Below are 22,758 nucleotides of genomic sequence, written 5' to 3'. Positions count from 1 at the left end.
TCGGCACCCGGCAGACTGGTCGACGTGCGTCACAGCCTCCCCCGCCGCCCCCCCGTGCTGCCGGTCGTGATCGGCATCGTCCTGGCGGTGGTCGCCGGGGTGGGCGCCGTCAGGGCGGTGTGGGTGAGCTCGACGTCCTCCAGCGCCTCGCCCGACGGCCGCGGCGGTGACCGCGCCGACCGGTCCAGGCCCCGCACCGGCTCCGGCACCGAGCTGCGGTGCGACGGGGTGCCGCTGAATCCGCCGCGGGAGCTGCGCGGCATCTGGATCACCACGGTCGAGAACATCGACTGGCCGAGCCGGCCGGGGCTGCCCGACGAGCAGATCAAGTCGGAGTACCTGGGCTGGCTCGACCTCGCCGGCAAGCGCAACCTGAATGCGGTGTTCGTCCATGTACGACCCAGCGGCGACGCGCTGTGGCCGTCCGCCTACGCCCCCTGGTCGGAGTGGATCACGGGGGTACGGGGGAAGGCGCCCGGCTTCGACCTGATGCGCTGGATGATCGACGAGACGCACGCCCGCGGGCTGGAGTTCCACGCCTGGTTCAACCCGTACCGGGGCAGCCAGCCGGCCCCGGGCGGCGCCGGCTCCGACATCGACGCGCTCGCGCCCGACCACCCGCTGCGCAAGCACCCGGAGTGGGCGGTCGTCTACCCGGCGGCCGGCACCACCGGCAGCCGCCTGCACTTCAACCCGGGCATCCCGGCCGCCCGCGAGTTCGTCGAGGACTCGATGCTGGAGGCCGTCAAGAAGTACGACGTCGACGGGGTCCACTTCGACGACTTCTTCTACCAGTACCCGGTCGGCAAGCAGGACTACCCGGACGCCGCCGCCTACGCGCAGTACGGCAGCGGCCTCAGCCGCGCGGACTGGCGGCGCGACAACGTCAACAAGCTCGTCCAGGAGATGCACGACAAGATCCGCAAGCTGAAGCCGTGGGTGAAGTTCGGCATCAGCCCGTTCGGCATCTGGCGCAACGACCGGACCGACCCGGCCGGCTCCCCGACCCGCGGGCTGCAGTCCTACGACGAGATCTACGCCGACACGCGGCTGTGGGTGCAGCGGGAGTGGCTCGACTACATCGTCCCGCAGCTGTACTGGAACATCGGGTTCGACGTCGCGGACTACGCGAAGCTGCTGCCCTGGTGGGCCGCCGTCGTCAAGGACACCGACGTGCAGCTGTGGATCGGCCAGGCCGACTACCGCGTCGGGCAGTCCGGTGCCTGGTCCGACCCCGGCGAGCTCGACCGCCAGCTCGCCCTGAACCGGAAGTATCCGCAGGTCACCGGCAGCGTCCACTTCAGCGCCAAGAGCATGCGCAGCGACACCCTCGGATCGGTCTCCCGCTACGCCGCCAGCTTCTACTCCACGCCGGCGCTGCCGCCGGTCATGGCGCAGCTGCCCGCCGACGTGCCCGCGCCGCCGTCCGTCTCGATGTCCGGCACCACGCTCACCTGGAAGGGCAAGGGCGTCAACTCGGCCGTGTACCAGGTGCGGGGCTCCTCGGCGAAGCTGCTGGCGGTGCGCCGCGGCGGGGACGGCTCGCTGACCGTGCCGGACGCCGCCGCCACCTACTGCGTGACGGCGCTGGACCGCTCCTGGAACGAGAGCACTCCGGCGAGGTGATCCCGGGTCATCCTGGGCCCGACGAGTCTCAGGCGATGACCAGCTTCATCTCCGACCAGGACTTCACGACCCCCGCGCACGTCCGGGCCACCGCCGACTTCCAGGAGCGCGAGGAGCGCCGGGAGTCGTCGCCGGCCCCGTTCCTCGCCGTGGTGTTCCTGGCCGCCGTCTGGCTGGTGGTGTCCGCGGTGCCGATCGGCTACATCGGCGCCGCCCGCTACGACGTCTTCTGGAGCGACGCCGTCGTCGGGATCGCCGTCGCGATCGTCACCATGGTCCGGCTGCTGCGCCCCACACCCGCGCTCACCTGGGTCACCGGCGGACTCGCCGGCTGGCTGCTGCTGGCGCCGCTCGTGCTGCAGTACGGGTGGAGCGGCCCCACCGCGAACGACCTGATCGTCGGGCTGGTCATGCTGATCTGCACGGGACTGTCCGCTTCCTCGTCCTGAACAGCCTTCGGGGCCACCCCCGGTGGTGCGGGGCGGCCCCGAGATGTGGCAGGTTCAGCTCGTCCGGTGCGTGAACGCGTCCTTGACGTCCTCGCCGGCGTCCTTGACATGGTCGCCGGCCTGCTTCGCCTTGGCGGCGGCCCGCTCGGCGGCGCCTTCGGCCTGCAGCCGCTCGTTGTCCGTCGCGTCGCCGAACTTCTCCTTGGCGGCGCCCTTGAGCTCTTCAGCCTTGTGCTCGACCTTGTCCGTGAAGCTCATCGCTGATCCTTCCGTTCGGTCCCTCGTGCTGCTTCTTTGGTGCCCTCGCTTGCCGGATGGCAAACACCGCCGTCACTGCGATGGACACCGCGCTGCCCACCCCGGCCGCCGTGTACGGCTGGTCGAACACCCTTCCGCCGAGGTATCCGAGGGACACCATGTAGCAGCTCCACAGCACCGCACCGACCAGCAGCGCGGGCACGAACCTGCGACGCGGGAACCGCGCGTAACCCGTCGCGAGCGCCACCGCGGTGCGCCCCATCGGCACGAACCGGCCCGTCGCCACGATCGCGCCGCCGCGCCGCTGCAACGCCCCGCTCACCTTGGTGAGGACCCGCCGCGGCCGGCCCTTGCCCGTCCACCTGCCGAACAGCCGGCGCCCGCCCCGCCGCGCCGCCTCATGGGTCAGCAGATCCCCGGCCGCGACCGCCGCCACCGTCGCGACCAGCACCACCGGCAGCCTGAGCTGCCCACCCGCCGCCAGCGCGCCCCCCGCGATGACGCTCGTCTCCGCCGGCAGGAACGGCAGGAGACAGTCCCCCACCAGCAACACGAAGATCACAACGTAGGCCCACTGCATACCTCAACCGTGCCCGCAGCACGCTTTTTCGACACCGGTGCCAGCCCGCCGATCCACGGTGGTGCTTTCCCCACCACGCCTCATCCAGCGGACCCGACCGCACCCACCCTCCGGCAGGAACACGGCATCAGGGCGCAACGTCTCAAGCGGCGGTGCCGAGGCTCCTGCCGAGCTCATCAAGAGCCCGTGCCGCCGCCCGCAGCTCGCGCCTTGCGGCGTCGATGTCGATCGCGACCGCCGCGGCCATCGCGGCATTGCGGATGTAGGTCGACAACGGCTGGCCCGCAGCCGCGGCGGCAGCCGCGATGTCGTCCAGCTCCCCGCGACTGAACCGCACCGACACCACCGACCGGACCTCCCCCGCATACTCGGTCGGCACCTCGTCACCGGCCGCCTGATCGCGATGCTCGTAGAGATCCTCAGCGATGGCCTCCATCTCGGCCACACTCAACCCAGTGACGTCGTCCATCTCCTCAGGCCTGATCATGATTGCTCCCATGCGGTAATCGGAAATGCCGCGCGCGTCTCCGCGTAGTAGATGAACGCCACCGCCAGTTTGCGACCGGCATCCGTGACGCCGATTGCGAGATGCGTCGCCGCCCTGCCTCGCAGATTCGCGCGGACAAGCGGGCGGTTGTTGAACAACTCCTCGATCTCCGCCCTGGTCGCACGCTTGGTGGCATAGGTGACATTGGCGCCCCATTGGACCACTACGACCCTGACCGGCGGCATGTGCCAACTCCCCCAGTGTAGTACGCACAAAGGTGTCGCGTATTACGAATACCTGAGTTCATAATAGCTCATGAGCATATGTTGCGCCAATGAGCTGACGCGGCTGTGAGCCTGCCGTCACAGGCGCTACGGCGAATGCCGGTCGAAGAGGGCGACGATGGCCGGGTCGTGGAAGGCGATCATCTCCGTGATGCGCCCGTCGGACACGTGCAGGACGGAAACGCCGAAGGGTTGCCAGGCGGGCTCGCCGGGCGGGCGGATGTGGGCGACGACGGCGGGGCGGTGGTTGGCGGTGGTGCAGCGGATGTGGATCTCGCCGAGGGCGGGGCGACTGGCTCGCAGGGCCTGCTCGACGGCCGGGCTTCCCTGGTACCAGATGCGCAACGGCGGCATGGAGGCCCTGACGTCGTCGGCCAGGAGGCGCACCATGGCGGGGATGTCGGCGCGCTGGAACGCCTCGGCGTAGCGGCGGGCGACCTCGTGATCGGCGGGGGTGGCCGGCTCGGCGGGGGCGGGCACGCGGGCCTTCGCCCGCTGCAGGGCGCTGTTGACCGCGGGGACGGTCATCTCCAGCAGCGTCGCGGTCTCCGCGGCCGACCAGTCGAGCACGTCGCGGAGGATGAGCACGGCCCGCTGCCGCGGCGGGAGGTGCTGCAGCGCGGCGAGGAACGCCAGCTCCACGCGCTCCTTCGCCAGCAGGGCACCCTCCGGGCCCTTGTGCTCCAGGACCGCGTCGGGGACGGGCTCCAGCCAGTGCTCGGCCTCACCGGGGGCGAGGTCGATCGGCAGCGCGCGCCGCGGGCGGCCCTTCAGCGCGTCCAGGCAGGCGTTGGTGGCGATCCGGTAGAGCCACGTGCGCTCCGACGAGCGCCCGTCGAACGTGTCCCGGGCCCGCCACGCCTTCAGAAACGTCTCCTGCACCAGGTCCTCGGCCTCGTGCAGCGAGCCCAGCATCCGGTAGCAGTGGACCTCCAGCTCGCGGCGGTACTCCTCCACCACCGTATGTTAGGGCGATGTGGACGGACTACCGGAAGCGCGTGCTCTTCGAGGACGACGCGGTGCTGGTGCTGGACAAGCCGGCCGGGGTGTCCGTGATGGGCGAGCGGCACGAGTCCGATCTGGTCAGGATGGCCGCCGAGGCCGGCGAGACGCTGTTCCCGGCGCACCGCATCGACAAGGTCACCTCCGGCGTGATCCTGTTCGCCAAGGACCTCGCCGGGCACGGGGCGCTGACGCGGCAGTTCAACAAGCGGACCGTGCGGAAGTCGTACCTGGCGGTCGTGGCGCCCGGCGGGCTCCCCACGACCGGCACGATCGACCTGCCGCTGAGCGTCGGGCGGAAGAACCGGGTGCGGATCGCGGCGCCCCGGGAGGCGATCACGCTGTCCGGTGACGTCTGGTCGGTGCCGCCCGAGGCGGTGTTCGACCAGGTCCCGACCTATCCGTCGGTGACGGAGCTGCGCGTGCCGTGGCAGGACGAGCAGCGCGCCCTGGTGGTCGCCGACCCGTTGACGGGCCGGCGCCACCAGATCCGGGTGCACCTCGCGTGGATCGGCCATCCGATCGTCGGCGACCCGCTGTTCGACAAGGCCGCCACCGGGCGGACGCACCTGCACGCGTGGCGGCTGTCGTTCGACCACGCCGGGACCCGGATCACCGTGGAGGCGCCGGCGCCCGAGGAGTTCCCGGCGTTCGACGTCAGCCTGCTGGACTGAACACCTGGTGCACCTCGGCCTCGCCCTCCCAGCCGGGCCACAGGTCGCGGTGCAGCTTCATGAACCGGCTGGTCCACTCCGTCGCCTCGGCCTTCGTCCGCACCTGGTACAGCGCGTAGCTGATCATCTCCTTCGTCTCCGCGAACGGCCCGTCGACCACGTCGAGCGCGCCGCCGGTGACCGTGACCTTGGCGCTGTTGACGCTGGGCGCGAGGCCCGCGGTGTCCAGCAGCGCCCCGGCGGCGGTGGCGTCCTCGCCGAGTTGCATGATCGCGGCCATCAGCTCAGGCGGAGGCGGGGTGCCGGGGGTCGTCCCCTTCAGCAGCACGAGATAGCGCATGTTCCACTCCTATCAACGGGTGTCCTCGCCGGTACCTCGAACGGGCCAGGCCCGATCCGACATGCTCTCGAGAAGAGGTATGGCTGGCCCTACCCCTGACACGGTAGACAGCGGGCTGTATCCGGCCGCCCGCCGTTCGTAGCGTCACATCCATGACGATCGGCACGCTGTCGTTGCACCGCAGGCTTCCTCCGCGGCTGTACCTGCTGCTGCTGCCGAGCCTGTTCGCCATCGCGCTCGGGCTGGCCATGCTGCTCGGCACGGACCACCGACCGGCCGTGCTGCCGCTGCTGCTCCTGGCGGTGGCCGCGCCGCAGGAGCTGTTCTTCCGAGCGTACCTGCTGCCGCGGACGCCGCTGCACGGCACGCCGGCGATCCTCGCGTCGGGGCTGCTGTCGGCCCTGCCGTTCGCGCTCTCCAGCCTGTTCCCCTACATCCTCGTCATGCACCTCGTCCTGACGGCGGTGACCGTCCGGTTCGGCAGCGTCCGGCTCGGCATCGCCGCGCACTGCCTGCTGGCGCTCGCCGTCCTCGTCGCCTGACGAGCCGTCCTCGTCGCCTAGCGGGTCGCCGACGTCGGCCACGCATCGGGGTTGGTCAGGTCGTCGTACACCTGCAGATGCTCGACGTACCAGGCCGCCTCATCCTCGCTGAGCAGGTCGGCGTGGAACGCGGTCGCCTCCAGCACGTACAGGCTGACCGGCCCGAACTCGGGGACCCACAGCCCCCGCATCCCGTCGGTGAGCCACTGCGCGGACCTGCCGGCCACGACCCGGTCCGGCGCGAACCGCGCACCGTCCGCCGCCGCGGGCTCCGCCGCCCACAGCCGCACCCGCTCGGCGTCCGCCTGCGCGACGACCAGCCCCGACCAGGCCCACTCCCGCCCTTTCCCAATCGCCGTCTGGCACTCGACCCACCGCGCTCCGGCCGGCAGCTCCGACAGCCGCATCGGCGTCACGCACCGCTGCACCCGGTCCAGCCGCACCGCGCCGTACACCCGCTGCGCCGCCGCCAGGTCCCGCGCCCACACCGCCACGAAGATCCCGTCGACCGGCTCCCACCGCAGGTCGGTGAAGCGCTGCCCGTTCCCCGGGTCGAACGTGTCCGCCCGGCCCGGCCGCCCGCCGACCGTGACGTCGACGGCCGTCGAGCTCAGCGGCCGGAGCCCCCGCTTCAGGTCCACCACCGTCGGCGCCACGTACACCGCGGCGACCAGCTCGTGGTCCTGCCCGTACACGCTCACCGACTCCCGGTCCTCCCCCGAGACCCAGTCGACCACCCCCACGTCGTCGAACGCCTTCAGGTCCAGGTCCAGGTGCAGCAGCGCCGGATCCCCACCGATCCCCTCCGGCCGGCTCAGTGCCGACGGCACCCCCAGCGCCACGGGCAGCGTCGTGTCCTTGCGTTGCGGCAGCATCGCCTGTACGCCCAGCGCCGCCCCCACGATCAGCACCACCGCGGCGGCCGCACCAGCCGCCCGCCGGCGCGCCCGCATCCGGCCCGCCCTTCGCACCGCCCGGCGGGCCAGCTCCCCGACCTCGGCCTGCGTCGCCCCGGCCCGCGCCGCAAGGCTCCGCACCAGCTTGTCTTCTATGCCGCTCATGCCTCCGCCTCGCTTCCGCTCTCGTGTTCGCTCTCGTGCGCGGCGCCGTGCTCGCTCAGGCGGGCGCGGAGCCGGTGCAGCGCGCGCATGGCGTGGGTCCGGACCGTCGTCTGCGAGCACTCGAGCACCCGCGCGATCGCCGAGTCGTCGAGGTCCTCGTAGTACCGCAGGACCACCACCGCCCGCTGCTTGAACGGCAGCGCCGCCACCAGCCGCCACAGCTCGTCCCGGTCCGCGGCCTCCCCGCTCAGGTCACCCGCCGCGACCGCCTCAGGCGCCCGCTCGACCGGCACCTCCCGGTTGGCCCTGCGCCGCCACCACGACCGCGACCCGTTGAGGATCAACCGCCGCACGTACACCTCAGGGTCATCGACCCGCCGGATCCCCTCCCACCGCAGGTACGCCTTAGCCAGCGCCTCCTGCACCAGATCCTCGGCCCGATGGTCATCCCCGGTCAGCAACACCGCGAACCGCACCAGCCCCACCCCCCGAGCCGCGACGAACGCCTCAAACCCCACGACGTGCACCTCGGACGGTTGCAGGGTCACCACGCTTCGTCTCCCTCGGTAGGCCTCCACCCCACAGAGTCCCCACCCACCCCCACCTGTTGACCCGAGCCCGACAACTTTTCTCCGCACCCACAACACCCGGACGGACCGGCGTGCCACCGCGCCCCGCCCCGTGCGACGACCTACGAGCGATCGTCGCCGACAGCGCCCCACCCGCATGATCGTCGAACGCGACGGCGGGTGACGGACACGGCCGCCGAGCAGCAGGCGCGGTCTCGCGGCACATGCCCTCGCTGTCGTTTTATCAACATGCCCAGGCGCTGGTGAAGCCGAGCGCGCGGTACCCGGGCATGCGGCGCTGGAGCGAGGCGGCGAGGATCGGCGCGGCGCGGTCGTGGTAGTCATGGACCTCGGCGACGTCCTTGCCGGGCGCGGCACGGATCACCCGGCCGGCGCACTGGACGAGCAGCCCGTCGTAGGAGACCGGCGCGGCCAGGAACAGCGTGTCGAGGGCCGGCGCGTCGAAGCCTTCACCGATGAACGGCGTCGTGCCGATGACCAGTACGCCGTCTCCGGCCTTGGCGTCGGCGAGCCGGCTCACGATGGCGCGCCGGTCGCTGGTCGACATGCCACCCTGCAGCACGTACGCCCGGTGGCCGCGCGAAGCGAACGCGGAGTTCAGCGCTTCCACATGTGCGACTCGCCTGGTGAGCACCAGGCAGTTGCGCCCGCGTCGCAGGGCGGCGGTCACATCGGCGACGATTTTGGCGTTGCGTGCCTGGTCGACGGCGATGGCGCGGTGCGCTTCGGCGATCGCAGTGGACGGCTCGGCGTCACCGGAACGGAACTCGAAGGCGGTCTCGCGCAGGTACAGCAGCCGCCGTGGTCCCGCGTCGGCCTCCCAGGCGTCCAGCAGTGTGCCTTGATCGTTGCCGGGCGGGTCATGCGTGATCGTGTGCCGGACTGGTCCGAGTTGCCAGAGGACGAGCTCACCGAGTCCGTCACGCCGGGCCGGGGTGGCGGTGAGGCCGAGCCAGAACTGCGCGGCGATGCGTTTGACCGAGTGGTCGTACGCGGCGGCCGCGAGATGGTGGCATTCGTCGACGATGACGTGCCCGTAGCCGTTGGTGAGTTCGGCGACGTCGTCGCGCCTGGCCAGGGAGGGCAGCATGGCGATGTCCACCACCCCGCTGAGTTTGCGCCTGCCGCCACCGACCTGCCCTGGCTTGAAGCCCAGGAACTGCTCGATCCGGGTGCGCCACTGCTCGGCCAGTGCCTTTCGGTCGACGAGCACGAGGGTCGCCGTTCCCCGCTCGGCGATCACCGCGCAGGCCATGACGGTCTTGCCCGACCCTGGCGGTGCGACGAGGACACCATCATCATGCGCGAGCAGCGCGCCGACCGCTGCGCTCTGCTTGGTGTCGAGCTGGGCCGTGCAGGCGACATCGATCTCGCGGCCGGGGTTTCGCACGTCCGCGATGGCCAGCCGCGATCCGGCACGCTCGACGATCCCTTCGACCGTGTGACGCAACCCGCGTGGCAGGACCAAGCGGTCGTCGATGGTGAGGTCGTACCCGCGGACGAACCGCGGCGTGTCCCAGGTGGATTTGCGCAGGCGCTGGAGCTCATAGAACTTCGGGTTGGCCATGGACGCCGCGTGCTTGAACGTCGACAACGCCGCAGGGGTCAACTGGGCCGCATCGACGCTCAACCCGGCCCCGAGCTCCGCGTGCAGGACTGCGGGAAGCGGCGGATGCACCTTCGTCGCGTCGGACCGGCTCAGCGTGGCGACGTCGGCGCCGACGACCGCCTGTTTCGCTCGTTTGGCGACCCTGGCCGCGTCGCCCGGGCTGAGCCGGTCGAGGGTCGACAAGTACGCCCACTGGTCCTCGTGCGGCTCCAGCGTCGCCAGGTCGAGGAACGCCGTCAGCCCGTCCCTGCGGCGGCGGCCCTGCAGCGGCGCGGCGATCAGGTTGCCGAAGCCACCGTCGGGCAGCACGTCCTGGTTCGGGAACAGCCGATCGTAGGAGCGCAGGTCCATCGTGCCGCGCAGCACCGTTGCCTCATGGATCAGCGCGGTGCCGACGGCGCGGGCCACGGTGGCGGAGACCGTGTCGGTGAAGAACACCCACACGTGCGCGCCACGCCCGGACTGGGAGATCTCCAGTGCCGCCGGCACACCGCCGGCGCGGGCCGCCTTGGTGTACGCGAGTGCGTCGAGCATCGCGGCCGGACCGTCGAAGTCCGCCACGAGAAAGTGACATGAGTTGTCGCTTCGCAGCGGGTACAGGCCGATGAAGACGTCACCCACCAGGTGCGCCGAGACGACCTCGGAGTTGAGCGGAAGATACGTGGCGGCCCTTCGATCGGCTCCCTTCCGCCAACCGCCGGCGACCGCGGGCATCCACCCGCTCGTGCCGGTTCGGTGGTTCTCCCAACGCACCGCGTACACGTCGGTCCGGGCCCGGAACCGGTCGGCGTACAGGGCCAGTTTGTCCGCCACCGGCGACGCCATGTGGACCACTCCTGGCGGTGCAACGGCCGCGGACAGCTGCTCCGGCGGCGGGGTGGTGTCCTGCCCCCGCAGGTCCAGCAGACGTGACAGGCGGACGTTCTCCGCCCGCAATCGCTCCAGCTCACGACGCAGCCGGGCAAGCTCGCTCTCCACCGTCACGTCGGCGCCCATGGCAGGATCGTCGCACGCGGTCGCGGCCCGGTCGTCGTGGCCGCTGCCGAGAGTCACACCGTTGATGGCGCGGGCTACGCTGCCGCGGTGAGTTCGCTGAGCCGGGCACAGCTCGACGCGCTGGTCGAGGAGGCGACGGTCGACTGCTACAACGACGACGAACAGCTGACCGGTCTGTACACCATGATCGAGGACAACCTCGAGCTGCCGTTCACGACGCAGGTCCTCGGCGTCGAGGTCGCGGTGCGCCGTGTGGACCTGGTCGATGATCGGATCGTGGCGATCTGCCACCGTGGTCGTGAGCGGCAGGCGATCGCGATCCTGGACCTTCCCTTGCCGGACCCGCCGCCGGACGGCGCGCAGTGGATCGCGGCGTACCGGAGCTGGAGCGGCCGGTGAGCGAGTACCAGTACTACGAGTTCGTGGCGATCGACCGGCCGCTGACCGCAGCGGAACAGAACGAGCTCCGGGCGGTGTCGACCCGCGGCCGGATCAGCGCGTCGAGCTTCGTCAACGACTACCAGTGGGGCGATCTGAAAGCTGACCCCCGCGACTGGATGCGGCGGTACTTCGACGCCCACCTGTACCTGGCGAACTGGGGCACCCGCCGGATCGCGCTGCGACTGCCGAAATCGCTGCTGGACCCGGCGCTCGCCGCGACGTACTGCGTGAGTCACGCCGCTTCCTCGATGAGCACGCGCGAGCACGTCATCCTCGACCTGCACAGCGAGGACGAGGACGGCGACGAGGAGTGGTGGGAGGACGAGGGCGCCCTCGCGTCGATCATCCCCGTCCGGGCGGAGCTGGCCGCCGGCGACACCCGGCTGCTCTACCTGGCATGGCTGCTGTGCGTACAGAACCAGGAGCTGGACGAGGATTCGTTGGAGCCGCCGGTCCCGCCCGGCCTGGCCGAGCTGTCGGGCCCGTTGCGCAGCCTCGCCGAGTTCCTCCGCTTGGACAAGGACCTGCTCGAAACGGCCGCCCAGGCCAGCACTTCACTGAGCACGCGGAAGCCCTCAGCGGCGGCGTTGACCAAGTGGGTACCGCAGCTGCCGTCCGCGGACAAGGACGAGGTCATCGTGCGGCTGCTGCGCGGCGACGGCGCGCATCTTCGAGCCGAGTTGTTGCGCCGGTACGGCGGTGGCGCGGCCACCGAAGCCGCGGGCGGCGGTCGCACGGTGGGCGAACTGCTCGCCGGCGCGGAGACCCGATGGGCAGGGCGCCAACGGCAGAAAGCGGAGCGCGAGGCGGCCGAACGGGCTCGCCGGGAAGCGGCGGCCGCAGCAGCCCGCGAGCAGCGTCTTGATGACCTGGCCGCAGACCCGGAGCAGGCGTGGCAGCGGGTGGCGGAGCTGATCGCGACCAAGAAGCCGAAGGAGTACGACACGGCGGTCACGCTGCTGACCGACCTGAAAGCACTCAGCGAACGCGACGGCCGACGCAAGGCGTTCCGCGGGCGGATCCATCAACTATGCCAGGAACACGCCCGCAAGCAGAGCCTGCTGGACCGCCTGGAACGCGCCGGCCTGTACGTGAGCACGGCCAGCTGAATACGACATGAGCGCGGAGTCCAGGAGCGCAGCCTCAACCTGATTGGGAGAAGCTACCGATGACCTCAGAACCGCATACAGCTCGCACCCCTATGCCGATCGACGGCTACGAGGCAGCGACGCAGTGGGCGGAGATGGCCACCTTCGATCCGAACGATCCCACCGTGGAGCGTGGCGAGGCTGCCGCCGCCAGCGGGCGCGCCTTGCTACGAACTGTCCACGTTGCGGCCCGTGCCGACTGCCGACTGCCGACTGCCGACGGCTGCGGAGCAGTGGCGCGATGGGTCGAACGGCCGCGATTGATGCGGACGCAGCGGTGGAGTTGGGCCCCGCCGCCGATTTGCTCAGCAGAGCACGGCTACGCGCTGACATGATGTTGCGGTGCTGATCCTGCGTGCGACCAAGAAGCTCCGCGACCGGATAGGCACGCCGGACCTGCGCGCGGGTGAGCAGTCCACCACCGCACTCGGCGAGTGGTACGCCACCCGGTTCGCGTGGCGACCAGACGTGCTGCTGCTGGTCAACGAGCCGACCCTGCTGCCGGTCCTCCTTCCGCTCGCACCCGCCGCCACTGCGGTGTCCCGCGCCGCCGACCGCATCGCCGCGACCATGACCACGTACGGTGCCGACTACGCGATGATCGCCGCCGAGGTCGAACAGATGCGCACCCGCCGGATCGCCCCGACCGCCAACCGCAGCGTCGTCGGCATCATGACCGAATTCACGTTCCTCGCCGACCGCAGCAGAGAACGAGAACTCGACGACCTGGAGACCTGGCTGGCCGCCACGCCGTGTAGCCCGCTGTACCGCACCCACACCACCCCGAAGAACGCCTTCCGGCACAGCCTGGCTCGATGAACGCTTGGCGGCAGCCACCGCCAGCCCTACCCGGCAGTTGCGCCATGGTGGCGGGTGGGGTCGAAGTCTTCGCCGAGCAGCTCGACCGCGTCGTCGTGGTCCGGCCTGGACGAGTCGGCAAACGCGGCCAGCAGGTGCTGGTATGCGGCTGCGCCGCCGATGTCCTCGGGTGGGCAGGCGCCGCCGCCGTCCAGGACGGTGAACGTGTTGTGGGGGCCGCCGGGGCGGATCTCCTCGACGGTGACGGTGTGCGTCCACTCGTCGCCGAAGTCGTACACGTAGGTGAACGTGGCGCCCGCCTCGGTGGCGATGGACACCAGGCGTTCACCGTCGGCGGGAGCCTCACCGGAGTCGGAGCGGGGGTCGATGATGGTGTGCTCGTCGGTCTCGAACACGTACATGTGCTCGTCGGACCAGCCCATCGCGTCCTGGATCATCCGGTGCACCAGGTCCAGCGTCGTGTTCGACGGTATGGCCACCCGCCGCCACACGGGTGGGGTGACACCGTTGAGTTCGATGCGCAGCACGAGCGAGGCCGGGTCGGGTGGCTCGATGGCGAGGAAGGCCGGGTTGCCGCAGCACTTCTTGTACTTGGCGGCGGAGCCGCACCAGCACGGCGAGTTGCGCTCGGGCGGCCAGAGGTCGCCGGTGTGGCCGGTTTTGTGCAGCCACCCGGCGTAGGCCAGGCGGGTGGGGCGGCGCGCCGGGTCCGTGCCGGTGCGCTGCGCGTAGGCGAGCAGGTCGGGCACGTCCAGCCGGACGATCTGGATCGGGGCGGCGGCCCGCTCGGCCATGGCTTGCATGGTCTGCTGGGTTTCCCGGCGGTAGTCGCCGTGGTCACGGTGACTCGTGGCGTTCAGCAGGCCCTGGGTCCAGGCCGCCTCGTACTGCTCGGGCGGGAAGTAGGCCATCTGGTACACCGTCGCTCGGGGCGCGCCCCGGGTCAGGCCGCGGGTGGGCTGCATCGATCCTGGTCCTCCTTGGGACAGGCGGCGGTCAGGCCAGCGTGTCAGTCGGCAGAACATGGCCCAGCGCCCGCAGCGCCTTGCGGAACTCCGGCTCCCGGTCCACAGCCACGGCCAGGTGCTGGTCACCGACCGGCTGGCACAGGCCACGCAGCCGCCGGTCACGCGCGATCAGGACGGCGAGCGCCGGGTCGGCGCACTCCACCAGGCGGACCACACCGAGGTTGCGAAGCCGCCCAGCGCGGGCCGCGACGTCGGCCAGCAGGGTGGTCACCGAATTGGGCAACTCGTGGGTCGCGCGGACGGCCAGGAACTCGCGGAGCTGATCGAGACTGCGGCCGGCGTCCAGCGCGGCCAGCAGGGTCGCCTCGCGCAGTGCCCAGACCCGGTCCGCGGTGCGTTGCGCATACGCGTTGAGCATCAGCCCGTCGGCCGGCGGCAGCTCGCCGGTGACCACGATGTCGAGGTTGGGCAGCACCTTCAACGCTCCGGCCACCACCGCATCCGCCGGAGGCGCCTGGTAGCGGTCGGTCAGGCCCAGGGCGTACGCGCCCAGGGCGTTGAGCCGCACCGCCCGCAGCCCGTCGTAGCGGCTGAGATACCCCAGTTCGTCGGTGCCCCAGTTGCCGCGGAAGTCATCCCGGGCGCCGGCCGGGTCGGTGTAGTCCAGGTCGAACATGCCCAGCGTGCCGGCGTATTCGAACAGCACAGCCAGGGTGTACCGGCCCTCCAGGATCGGCCAGTCCGCGAACCCGGCGTAGCCCAGGCTGCCGTACTGCGGATCGGTGAGGTACAACCGCCATAACGCCCGGTCGCTGCGGGCCACCGTCGGCGACAGCCCGCCGCGTCGCATCCTGTCGAACAGGTCGTCGATCGCCACCCACTCGTCGACCGGGCAACTGGACAGCGCCGCGGCAACCGTCTGCCGACGGGTCTTCGCCGACGTCAGCGTGTTGGCGGTGCGCTGGCCCTTGATGTGCTCGACCCGGCTCAGCTCGTCGATGACCGCCTTACCGACCCAGGAGCGCCACAGCGCACGGATCGTCTCGGCCGGCGGCCGGCCCAACGCGGCGCGACCCTTCGCGGTCAACTGCAGCCTGCCGCCGGCCAGTTCGGCGAGCCCGCCGGCCTGGATCAGCAGCGGCCAGGCGAACGCCGCGATCGGCTCCGTGGGGTAGAAGTCCCCGCCGGCCAGGACCTCGGCCACCCCCGCAACGGTGGCGGCGGACGGCCGCTGGGTCTTCTCGCTGCAGCGCAGCTTGCCCGCGCCGCACAGCTGCAGCACCGCCAGCACATCGGCCAGCGCCTGCGCCCCAGTCGAGCGGACCGTTACCTCGTCGGCGGCCTGGACGACATCCGCCACCTCGTTCGCGCCGTGCATAGCCGACCAGGCTAGGCGAATGCCCGGCTGCGGCGACACTCGGGGCCGGGCCGCCTACCCGCCAACGTTCCGTCCGGCGGTGGCGATGGCTGATACCACCACGTCCTGCATTCAGTCCACGGCGCCGAAGTAGGTGCGCACGGCGGTTGCCAACGTGCTGAGGGTTGTGTGGGTAAGTTGACCGGCGGTTCCGGCGACCGATGCTGGGTCCAGGGACCTTGCCCGAGAAAGGTCGATCACGGCGGCACTCGGCCAGTCCTGCCGACCCAGGGGCACAAGGAACGCGGGCGCAAGGTCCGGTGCGGCTCGCTCCCGCAACGGAGCCACGAGGCCGTGATCGGGGTTGTACCGGTCCGCGGTGACGACGACAACCCGCAGCCGGTGGCTGCCGACGACATACTGCAGGATGCTCCCCCGCCTCACCCGGCCGTCCACGTCTCGTCATCCTGGGCCGCAAACGCATCCAAAGCACCACGCTCGTCCGGATCCGCGTCCGCATCCCACTGCCGGTAGGACTCCAAGGCGGCCGCCTCGAGGTATTCCACCAGCGCGGCGTTGACCGTTGAGGAGAGCGTCGCCCCAGGTGTGCGATCGACATGCGTGGTCAACATCCGGTCGACCTCAGGGCGCATCGACAGCGTCCGTTTGATTGCCAGCGTCATACCACCTGTTATACCACCATCGGGTGGTAGAGTGCGGACTTCGAGATGGAAGGCGTCGTACAAGCTCGACCGCTACCACTCTCGCATCGCGTACTTGGCGATGAACGTGCTGACCGGCGTGTTCCCGCGCGACCGGAGCACCTATGGCCCCAGCATCTGAAGCCACATCCTGCGCGACCACCTCGACGTCACCGAGGACGTCTTCTGGAACTGCGTACGCGCCGGCGTCAAACCAGCCCAGGGCAAGCCCGCACCACCGCAGCCGAACCGATCCCGGCCGAGGTGGTGCACCTGCTCCTCACCCAGGCCGGCCTCACCGAACCAGACGTGGCACGCATGACCAAGGACGAGGCCATCGCACGGCTCAACCAGCACTGGGCCGCTGGCAGCTGACACCACCGCACTCGGCGAGTGGTGCGCCACCCGGCTCGCGTGACGACCGGACGTGCTGCTGCTGGTCAACGAGCCGACCCTGCTGCCGGTCCTGCTGCCGCTGGCACCCGTCGCCACCGCTGCGTCCCGCGCCGTCGACCGTATCGCCGCGACCATGGCCACGTACGGTGCCGACGCCGCGATGATCGACGCCGAGGTCGAACAGATGAGCACCCGCCGGATTGCCCCGACCGCCAACCGCAGCGTCGTCGGGATCATGACCGAGTTCGCGTTCCTCGTCGACCGCGACAGAGGACGGAACTCGACGACCTGAAGGCACGGCTGGCCGCCACGCCGTGCAGCCCGCTGTACCGCACCCACACCACCCGGAAGAACGCCTTCCTGCACCAGCTCCCATTTCACCGCCAAGTCCGACGATGACGTCCTTCCCGAGATCTCCCACGCCACCGCCGCAGTCTCGCCGTGGCGTCGTGGGAACGCAGCGCACTCAACGTGAGCGGTACGCCGTTCCCGTGTCGTGCGCATGCCCGCGAACCGGAGCCGGACCCCGCACTGAGATCGGCCGACCGGAGTCCTGGACCGCTCAGGACTCGGTTCGGCCAGGGGTGCCGAAGGAGATGCCGCCGTGAACGTCGCGGGCCTGCACCACGTTGCCCTCAATGGTGCCGGAGACGTTGTTGGCCACGCCGCCGTAACCGGCGGTCAGGTGCGGCGAAAGGTCGCGCCACACCGCTTGTAGGTCCGTTTCGAACGCAGGGTCTTCCGCGACGGCTTCGGTCAGCGCCTGTTGCAGTGTCCCGATCCGGGTCTCGTCCGCCGGATTGGCTTCAGCGTCGGCGAGTGCGGCATGTGCGGAGGCACGGCCTTGGAACGCCCGCCGCACCAACTGTGCCAACGCCTCGAACGCCGCCCTGCCTCCACCCGCGAGTCCTTCGGCCGCCCCCGTCGCCAAGGCGACCGCGATTGCGGTCAATATCTCTTGGTCCATCACCACGACTCCCGTCAGGAATCAATGGACTTGGACGCCTATTACGCCGATTTTGAGAAGCACTTCTGGGTGATCGGCGACCTGGGCTTCTGGAAACTTGAGCGGCAACAATTCTTCAAAGAGCCCGGATACGACAGCTGGGAAGCATTCGCGAAAGGCGACTGGAAAGAGTCGCTCCGCATCCTCGAAGCCGGCCGCGCCGACATGGCCGACTATCACCGGCGAGTCGAGGAACACGGCTTCGTCGCGCGTCGGGTCCGGGTCGTCGAAGAGCCGATCATCCCGTATCTGCAATGGGAATTGCACGCGCTGCGGATCCGGGACCAGTGCGGCGGCAGCGTGCGGATCGTGGGACCGGACCAGGTTGCCGAGTTCGAGCACGACACCCCGCTGCCGGAGTTGTACACCCTCGGCTCCACCGTGATGTACCAGGCGATCTACGACGACGACGGAGCGCTGGAGTCCGCACGCCGGTTCGTCGACCGCGACCTCATCCTGCGCTGCCAACGGTTCATCCAGGACCTGTACGAGATCGGCCAGCCACTGGAGCCGTTCTTCGCCAGTCATGTCGCCACACTTCCGCCGCCCCGTCAGCCGTAGCCGTCGCAGCCTCTGACGAGGGAAACGACGATGCCGGTCGACGAGCCCGACCCGACCCACCACGTCAACCGTCTGGAAGCGTCCGGTTCAGGCGACGTGGTGCAGGCCCGCGATGTACACGGCGGAGTGCACTTCCACGGGTCCGAACCCGCCTTCGCGGTCACCCCGTCGCAGCTTCCGGGTGATGTGCGCGGGTTCGTCAACCGGCAGGCCGAACCGGCAACGCTCACCGGCGCGGTGGCCGAAGATCACGACGAGCCCCTGGCTGCCGTCGTCACCGTCATCACCGGCACCGCCGGGGTCGGCAAGACGTCGCTGGCGTTGCATTGGGCGCACAGCGTCCGCGCCCATTTTCCCGATGGCCAGTTGTACGTGAATCTTCGCGGCTACGACCCCGGTCAACCCGTAGCCCCGGAACAGGTCCTCGACCGTTTCCTCCGTGACCTGGGCGTTCCCGTAACAGCGATTCCGGCCCAGCTGGATGATCGTGCGTCGCTGTACCGGTCGCTGCTGGCCGGCCGGAAGATGCTGGTGCTGCTGGACAACGCCGCGACCGCCGGCCAGGTCCGGCCGCTGCTGCCCGGGACCGCGGACGCCTTGGTGGTGGTGACCAGCCGGAGCCGGTTGTCCGGGCTGGTAGCGCGGGACGGCGCGTTCCGGCTCGGCCTGGACATCCTGCTGGAGGACGACGCCGTTGCATTACTGGGAACCGTGACCGCCCGGTACCGACGGCATGACCAGCGCCACGAACTGGTCGAGCTGGCCAGGCTCTGCGCCCGCCTGCCGCTCGCGCTGCGCATCGCCGCCGAGCGCGCCGCGAGCCGTCCGATGATGCGTCTCGACGAACTGATCGCCGACCTGCGAGACGAGTCGGCACTGTGGGACGCCCTCACTGCCGAGGGCGACGAAGACGCGGATGCGGTCCGGACGGTGTTCGCCTGGTCGTATCGAGCGTTGCCGGAGCCGGCGGCGCGGCTCTTCCGGCTCCTCGGCCTGCATCCCGGCAACGAGTTCGGCCTGCCCGCCGCCGCGGCACTCGCCGGAACCACCCTCCCCGACGCCCGTCGGCAGCTCGACGTCCTGGTCGGTGCGCACCTGCTCGAGCAGCCGGCGCCGGGACGGTACGAGTTCCACGACCTGCTACGCGCCTATGCCGTCGACCAGGTCCGCCACCTCGAACCCGCCGACAGCCGCGCTGCGGTGACGCGACGGATCCTCAGCTGGTATCTGTACACCGCCGACAACGCCCAGATCCAGATTGCCCAGTTCGACGGGTACGAGCTGACCGACCCGATCCCGGACGACGTGGTGCCGCTCGTGTTCGACGGCTACGAGACTGCGTTGCGGTGGTACCAGATCGAGAGGGCCAATCTTGTCGGTGCGACGCGCGCCGCTGCCGAGGCAAAGCTGCACGGGATCGCTTGGCGGCTGGCCGTCGTCCTGCGCGGCATCTACATGCACCAGAACGCCTTCGAGGACTGGTTCACCACCAGCAGGATCGGCGTCGCCGCTGCCGAACAGGACGACGACCGCGGCGGTCAGGCCGAAGCGCTGGAGAGCCTTGGCAGGGCGTACTTCCAGTCCCGCCGTCTCGACGAAGCCAAGGCCAACCACCGAGCGGCCCTCATCATCCGGCAGGGACTCGGCAATCGGTTCGGGGAAGCCGTCTCCCTCAACACGTTGGGGCTGATCGGCCTGCGTCGTCGCCAGTTCGACGATGCCACATCGTGCTTCGAGCGGGCCAGCATCATCTTCCGTGAACTCGGCGAGCGCCGCTGGGAAGCGCTCATGCGCAGCAACCTCTCCGAGGCCCTGTGCGAGGTGCAGGAGCCGCAGGTAGCGGTCGAAGTGCTGCGCGAGACGCTCACGGTCTTTCGTGAGGTCGCAGACCGGGCCGGCGAGGGCAACGCACTGTTCCACCTGAGCTGGGCGCACCGGGAGCTCGGCGAGATCGTCGAAGCACGCAGCTGCATCGACCAGGCGTTGACCGTCGCCGAGGAGAACGAGAACCAGGTGTGGGAGGCGCACTGGTTGGTCGAGCTCGGCCAGGTGCAGCGTGCCGCCGGGCAACCCGCCGAGGCGTTGGTGTCCTTCCAGCGGGCCGCCTCCATCCAGCGGCGGCTCGGCGACCGCAGCCGGGAAGCATTCGCCCTCGACGGCGCCGGCCAGGCGTACCAGGACATGGGCCGGGCCGAGGACGCCGTCGACTTCCACCGCGCGGCCGTCAATACCCATCGCGATCTGGACGACCGGTGGAGTCTCGCCCGGACACTGCAGCACCTCGCCGACGTCGCGGATCAGACGGGCTCATCGCAGGATGCTCGGCTGTGTCGGGACCAAGCCCTCGATCTGCTCGCGGACTTCGACGATCCCCGGGCAGCCGCACTCCGCCAGCGCCTCAACGAGGCATAGCCGGCGCCGAGTCCACGATCCAGATCGGGGCATCCACGCACTCAACCCGCAGCCCTTCCGCCGGTTCCAACCGTGTACGGAACACCCGCAGGTGGCTGTCGCCGACCCGGGCGACGGGTGCGTGGTCACGACCCATGAACGCGAACATCCGCACCTGGTTGTGCACCTCGCGAGCTGGTCGCGACCAGTCCACGACCGAGAACTCCGGCTCGATGAAACCGGCCGGGGACGCATCGACGTCATCCTGCGTCGTTCCGGGAATCTCCTGTGCCACCTGGACCAGGGCGCCGGTGAGCAGGTCGGCGAGGACGGGACGCAGGCGCGACCACAAGGCACGCGGCGTGACGTCCTCGTCGAGCGGAATGCCACCGCGCTGAGCCAGGATCGGACCGGCGTCGAATCGTGCGTCCATGCGGTGGATCGTCAGCCCGGTCTCCGGGTCGCCGTTGCAGATCGCCCACAATACCGGCGCCGGGCCCCGGTACTTCGGCAGTAGCGACGTGTGAATGTTGAGTACGCCGAATCGGGGCGTGTCGAGCACGGCGGGGGGAAGCTTCCAGTTGAAGCCGTACACCACCAGCAGATCCAGGCGGTATCCGGCAAGCGCATCCGCCAGCCCCATCGCGTTGCCGGGGAGCAGGAGATCCATGCCGAGGGGCAACGCCTCCGCGATCCTGCCGATCGATACGGCAGCCTGAGCGTCAACGTCGGAGTTCGGCTTCATCGAACGGCAGTACACATACACGACGGGAATGTGGCCGGCTGCCGCACACGTCGCATGCAGAACGGCGAACTCGTCAACACCAAACGTCGCGATCGCAATGCGCATCGGGGACGTCACGTTCGGATGGTACTTGAGACGGCACGACACGCCAGGGGATGACCTGCGCGGGCACCCCGCTGCGGCCCACCCATACGCCGCCGAACCTTGCCGCCTTCACGTGCTCCGCGTCTCAGAGACGATCAGCAGGGCCCCGACTTGGGACGCCACATCGCGCACCAGATTGTCTTCGTGGTCACGGCAGGTGCGGACCGTTCGAGGCGCGGTGAGCAGGCCCCCATCCGACGCGTTCCTCAGCGAGGTCGAAGTCGCTGACCCACGCCTCGGTCCGGACCCGTTCCGCGTGCAGCGCGTCACTGTCGCCGTCGTCGAGCTCCGCGCGGATGTCGTCCCAGTCGTGGAACTGAGCGCTGCCGATCGAGGCCAGCAGCTGCTCTCGCATCCGCTGGCGCCGAGCTACCCGCTCGGCGCTGTCCCAGGTCGGGTCGGCAGCGCGAGCCTGTGCCTTGACGTCCCGCCAGTTTGAAGCCGCGGTCACGAATGGCCCTCCTCCTCAGCGACGCGAGATGCTCGGCGAACCAAGTATCCGCAAGCCAGATCATTCGGTGGTATCACGCCTCCGACTGCCGCACTGGCTCGACGAGTGCTCGACGAAGCGAACCACCCAGGGCCACGGCGAACCAACCGGGCATACCGGACGGACTCCGCCCATCGCAACGTCGATTGTGTGATCGGCCCCCGCTCCCACCAGCCCGAACGAACCCCAGGTCACGCCGGGGCGGGATATGCCGACGCAGGTCAACGTGGGCGTCGGTACACTGTCCTCCGCGCCCTCGTAGCTCAGGGGATAGAGCAACGGTTTCCTAATTGGCCTTCACGATAGGTCCACAGGGCTGTGCGCTGCCGATTCGCGGCAGCGGCGTCGAACTTCGCCCACGTAAACGGCAACCGTGTGATCGGCGAGAATGCGTAGTTTGGCTGGCTTGCGTAATGTGATTCGGCGCAACCATGGAAAGATTGCGCATGCATTGCCGACATACCCCTCATCACTCCAGGCGAGCAGAATCTTAGTCTGCGGGCTGTAGGTTCAAGTCCTGCGCGGCGTACCAACGATCAAGGCTCCGAGCTGGGCCTATGCCCAGCGGGAGCCTTTCCGTATCCGAACCCACTCGGCTAGGTACGGCAGCCGCACTTCGTGATCAGGTCACAGGAGCCTGCCACTGGACCTCGCCTGGCTAGTCCAGTTGTCGTGCGCTTGCCAGAGTGCCGACCTTCTCGACCAGGGTCACGGGTATCAGGAAGGCAATGTCCCACGCTTCGTCGTCGTGTCCGATCAGCACCGTCGCGGTCTCGGGGTCTGCCCCCTCGGCTGGAGCAGTCCAGAAGACCTTGCCACCTGCGCTTGTTCCAGCCGCGATCGACCTACGCTGGTCCCACGCGGCGGCTCGAACGCCGCGGAGCTTGGCCAGATCCTCGAAGGTTGCCCAGACGTTCAGCTCCCAGTCGTCACCGCCTTGGAGCTTCAGCACCACCTCGTGCGGTGGACCCGCGGCGCCCATTGTGACGTCAATGACCGGTTGCATGCGGCAATCTTAAGCCGGGAAGCGGCGCGCTCGATCGGCATCCGCTGCGCGGTGCGATCGGCCGGACTTGCACAGGTCCGCCATTCG

General features: G+C 69.8%; 28 protein-coding genes. 11 read left to right on the top strand and 17 right to left on the bottom strand.

The window, feature by feature from the left end:
- Positions 1–24 precede the first annotated feature (24 nt).
- Together ACQEVZ_RS30295 and ACQEVZ_RS30290 are read left to right on the top strand one after the other, a co-directional pair.
- Complete coding sequence (locus ACQEVZ_RS30295; RefSeq protein ID WP_433372766.1) at positions 25–1,626, top strand: glycoside hydrolase family 10 protein; 1,602 nt, start codon at positions 25–27, stop codon at positions 1,624–1,626.
- 35 nt (positions 1,627–1,661) lie between these two features.
- Positions 1,662–2,075, top strand: a complete 414-nt coding sequence (locus tag ACQEVZ_RS30290; protein ID WP_344501427.1) for an SPW repeat domain-containing protein — start codon at positions 1,662–1,664, stop codon at positions 2,073–2,075.
- Between the two features lie 54 nt (positions 2,076–2,129).
- Here ACQEVZ_RS30290 and ACQEVZ_RS30285 read toward each other — a convergent pair whose 3' ends face one another.
- From ACQEVZ_RS30285 to ACQEVZ_RS30265, 5 genes are all read right to left on the bottom strand, one after another.
- Complete coding sequence (locus tag ACQEVZ_RS30285) at positions 2,130–2,333, bottom strand: CsbD family protein (RefSeq protein WP_344501426.1); 204 nt, start codon at positions 2,331–2,333, stop codon at positions 2,130–2,132.
- Entirely contained in the window at positions 2,299–2,913 is a 615-nt protein-coding gene (locus ACQEVZ_RS30280) for a DedA family protein (protein ID WP_354899592.1), read from the bottom strand. Before ACQEVZ_RS30280 ends, ACQEVZ_RS30285 begins: the two co-directional genes overlap by 35 nt.
- A gap of 142 nt (positions 2,914–3,055) precedes the next feature.
- Positions 3,056–3,382, bottom strand: coding sequence for a plasmid mobilization protein (locus tag ACQEVZ_RS30275; RefSeq protein WP_433372761.1), 327 nt, complete (start codon positions 3,380–3,382; stop codon positions 3,056–3,058).
- 14 nt (positions 3,383–3,396) lie between these two features.
- The gene (locus ACQEVZ_RS30270) at positions 3,397–3,645 is read right to left on the bottom strand and encodes a hypothetical protein (protein ID WP_433372758.1); all 249 of its coding nucleotides are present in this window, start codon (positions 3,643–3,645) and stop codon (positions 3,397–3,399) included.
- A 126-nt stretch (positions 3,646–3,771) separates the two neighbouring features.
- Positions 3,772–4,641 (bottom strand): RNA polymerase subunit sigma-70, encoded by an 870-nt coding sequence (locus ACQEVZ_RS30265; protein WP_433372755.1) that lies wholly within the window; start codon positions 4,639–4,641, stop codon positions 3,772–3,774.
- 17 nt (positions 4,642–4,658) lie between these two features.
- Here ACQEVZ_RS30265 and ACQEVZ_RS30260 point away from each other — a divergent pair, with 17 nt between their 5' ends.
- Positions 4,659–5,360 carry an RluA family pseudouridine synthase gene (locus tag ACQEVZ_RS30260; RefSeq protein ID WP_433372752.1) on the top strand — a complete coding sequence of 234 codons (702 nt, stop codon included), beginning with the start codon at positions 4,659–4,661 and terminating at the stop codon, positions 5,358–5,360.
- On the opposite strand, the gene ACQEVZ_RS30255 is transcribed toward ACQEVZ_RS30260, so the two are convergent.
- Positions 5,344–5,700, bottom strand: coding sequence for a YciI family protein (locus tag ACQEVZ_RS30255; protein ID WP_433372749.1), 357 nt, complete (start codon positions 5,698–5,700; stop codon positions 5,344–5,346). The genes ACQEVZ_RS30260 and ACQEVZ_RS30255 overlap by 17 nt on opposite strands.
- Before the next feature lie 152 nt (positions 5,701–5,852).
- Between ACQEVZ_RS30255 and ACQEVZ_RS30250 the strand changes: the two genes are divergently transcribed.
- Entirely contained in the window at positions 5,853–6,242 is a 390-nt protein-coding gene (locus tag ACQEVZ_RS30250) for a CPBP family glutamic-type intramembrane protease (RefSeq protein ID WP_433372746.1), read from the top strand.
- Positions 6,243–6,259: 17 nt separating this feature from the next.
- Here the strand turns inward: ACQEVZ_RS30250 and ACQEVZ_RS30245 are convergent, their stop codons facing one another.
- From ACQEVZ_RS30245 to ACQEVZ_RS30235, 3 genes are all read right to left on the bottom strand, one after another.
- The gene (locus tag ACQEVZ_RS30245; RefSeq protein ID WP_433372743.1) at positions 6,260–7,303 is read right to left on the bottom strand and encodes a hypothetical protein; all 1,044 of its coding nucleotides are present in this window, start codon (positions 7,301–7,303) and stop codon (positions 6,260–6,262) included.
- On the bottom strand, positions 7,300–7,821 hold the full coding sequence (locus ACQEVZ_RS30240; RefSeq protein ID WP_433377082.1) for a SigE family RNA polymerase sigma factor: 522 nt from the start codon (positions 7,819–7,821) through the stop codon (positions 7,300–7,302). Before ACQEVZ_RS30240 ends, ACQEVZ_RS30245 begins: the two co-directional genes overlap by 4 nt.
- A 295-nt stretch (positions 7,822–8,116) precedes the next feature.
- The gene (locus tag ACQEVZ_RS30235) at positions 8,117–10,555 is read right to left on the bottom strand and encodes a TOTE conflict system archaeo-eukaryotic primase domain-containing protein (RefSeq protein ID WP_433372740.1); all 2,439 of its coding nucleotides are present in this window, start codon (positions 10,553–10,555) and stop codon (positions 8,117–8,119) included.
- Positions 10,556–10,585: 30 nt separating this feature from the next.
- Between ACQEVZ_RS30235 and ACQEVZ_RS30230 the strand changes: the two genes are divergently transcribed.
- The 3 genes from ACQEVZ_RS30230 (at position 10,586) to ACQEVZ_RS30220 (ending at position 12,906) form a co-directional block, all read left to right on the top strand.
- Entirely contained in the window at positions 10,586–10,897 is a 312-nt protein-coding gene (locus ACQEVZ_RS30230; RefSeq protein WP_433372737.1) for a calcium-binding protein, read from the top strand.
- Entirely contained in the window at positions 10,894–12,048 is a 1,155-nt protein-coding gene (locus ACQEVZ_RS30225; RefSeq protein ID WP_433372734.1) for a hypothetical protein, read from the top strand. Before ACQEVZ_RS30230 ends, ACQEVZ_RS30225 begins: the two co-directional genes overlap by 4 nt.
- 381 nt (positions 12,049–12,429) lie before the next feature.
- Positions 12,430–12,906, top strand: a complete 477-nt coding sequence (locus ACQEVZ_RS30220) for a DUF6933 domain-containing protein (protein WP_433372731.1) — start codon at positions 12,430–12,432, stop codon at positions 12,904–12,906.
- Between the two features lie 26 nt (positions 12,907–12,932).
- Here the strand turns inward: ACQEVZ_RS30220 and ACQEVZ_RS30215 are convergent, their stop codons facing one another.
- The 4 genes from ACQEVZ_RS30215 to ACQEVZ_RS30200 form a co-directional block, all read right to left on the bottom strand.
- Entirely contained in the window at positions 12,933–13,871 is a 939-nt protein-coding gene (locus ACQEVZ_RS30215) for an IS1096 element passenger TnpR family protein (protein ID WP_433372728.1), read from the bottom strand.
- Between the two features lie 31 nt (positions 13,872–13,902).
- A complete protein-coding gene (locus ACQEVZ_RS30210) occupies positions 13,903–15,252 on the bottom strand; it encodes a helicase-associated domain-containing protein (RefSeq protein WP_433372726.1) in 1,350 nt (449 codons plus the stop codon).
- A gap of 111 nt (positions 15,253–15,363) precedes the next feature.
- Entirely contained in the window at positions 15,364–15,675 is a 312-nt protein-coding gene (locus ACQEVZ_RS30205) for a type II toxin-antitoxin system PemK/MazF family toxin (RefSeq protein WP_433377079.1), read from the bottom strand.
- Positions 15,672–15,914, bottom strand: a complete 243-nt coding sequence (locus ACQEVZ_RS30200; RefSeq protein ID WP_433372723.1) for a hypothetical protein — start codon at positions 15,912–15,914, stop codon at positions 15,672–15,674. Before ACQEVZ_RS30200 ends, ACQEVZ_RS30205 begins: the two co-directional genes overlap by 4 nt.
- 31 nt (positions 15,915–15,945) lie before the next feature.
- On the opposite strand from ACQEVZ_RS30200, the gene ACQEVZ_RS30195 reads away from it, so the two are divergent.
- Entirely contained in the window at positions 15,946–16,074 is a 129-nt protein-coding gene (locus ACQEVZ_RS30195; RefSeq protein WP_433372720.1) for a hypothetical protein, read from the top strand.
- Between the two features lie 285 nt (positions 16,075–16,359).
- Complete coding sequence (locus tag ACQEVZ_RS30190) at positions 16,360–16,620, top strand: DUF6933 domain-containing protein (RefSeq protein ID WP_433372717.1); 261 nt, start codon at positions 16,360–16,362, stop codon at positions 16,618–16,620.
- Between the two features lie 270 nt (positions 16,621–16,890).
- Here ACQEVZ_RS30190 and ACQEVZ_RS30185 read toward each other — a convergent pair whose 3' ends face one another.
- Positions 16,891–17,298 (bottom strand): hypothetical protein, encoded by a 408-nt coding sequence (locus tag ACQEVZ_RS30185; protein ID WP_433372714.1) that lies wholly within the window; start codon positions 17,296–17,298, stop codon positions 16,891–16,893.
- Between the two features lie 27 nt (positions 17,299–17,325).
- On the opposite strand from ACQEVZ_RS30185, the gene ACQEVZ_RS30180 reads away from it, so the two are divergent.
- Positions 17,326–17,895 (top strand): DUF6879 family protein, encoded by a 570-nt coding sequence (locus ACQEVZ_RS30180; protein ID WP_433372711.1) that lies wholly within the window; start codon positions 17,326–17,328, stop codon positions 17,893–17,895.
- 30 nt (positions 17,896–17,925) lie between these two features.
- Positions 17,926–20,307 carry an ATP-binding protein gene (locus tag ACQEVZ_RS30175; protein ID WP_433372708.1) on the top strand — a complete coding sequence of 794 codons (2,382 nt, stop codon included), beginning with the start codon at positions 17,926–17,928 and terminating at the stop codon, positions 20,305–20,307.
- Here ACQEVZ_RS30175 and ACQEVZ_RS30170 read toward each other — a convergent pair.
- From ACQEVZ_RS30170 to ACQEVZ_RS30160, 3 genes are all read right to left on the bottom strand, one after another.
- Positions 20,294–21,148, bottom strand: coding sequence for a methionyl-tRNA formyltransferase (locus tag ACQEVZ_RS30170; protein WP_433372705.1), 855 nt, complete (start codon positions 21,146–21,148; stop codon positions 20,294–20,296). The genes ACQEVZ_RS30175 and ACQEVZ_RS30170 overlap by 14 nt on opposite strands.
- A gap of 175 nt (positions 21,149–21,323) precedes the next feature.
- Positions 21,324–21,626 carry a hypothetical protein gene (locus ACQEVZ_RS30165; RefSeq protein WP_433372702.1) on the bottom strand — a complete coding sequence of 101 codons (303 nt, stop codon included), beginning with the start codon at positions 21,624–21,626 and terminating at the stop codon, positions 21,324–21,326.
- Between the two features lie 697 nt (positions 21,627–22,323).
- The gene (locus tag ACQEVZ_RS30160; RefSeq protein WP_433372699.1) at positions 22,324–22,671 is read right to left on the bottom strand and encodes a hypothetical protein; all 348 of its coding nucleotides are present in this window, start codon (positions 22,669–22,671) and stop codon (positions 22,324–22,326) included.
- Positions 22,672–22,758 lie beyond the last annotated feature (87 nt).

Source organism: Dactylosporangium sp. CA-152071, from assembly GCF_050936335.1.
Lineage (GTDB): Bacteria > Actinomycetota > Actinomycetes > Mycobacteriales > Micromonosporaceae > Dactylosporangium > Dactylosporangium maewongense.
This window is presented reverse-complemented; position numbering and strand designations above follow the sequence as displayed.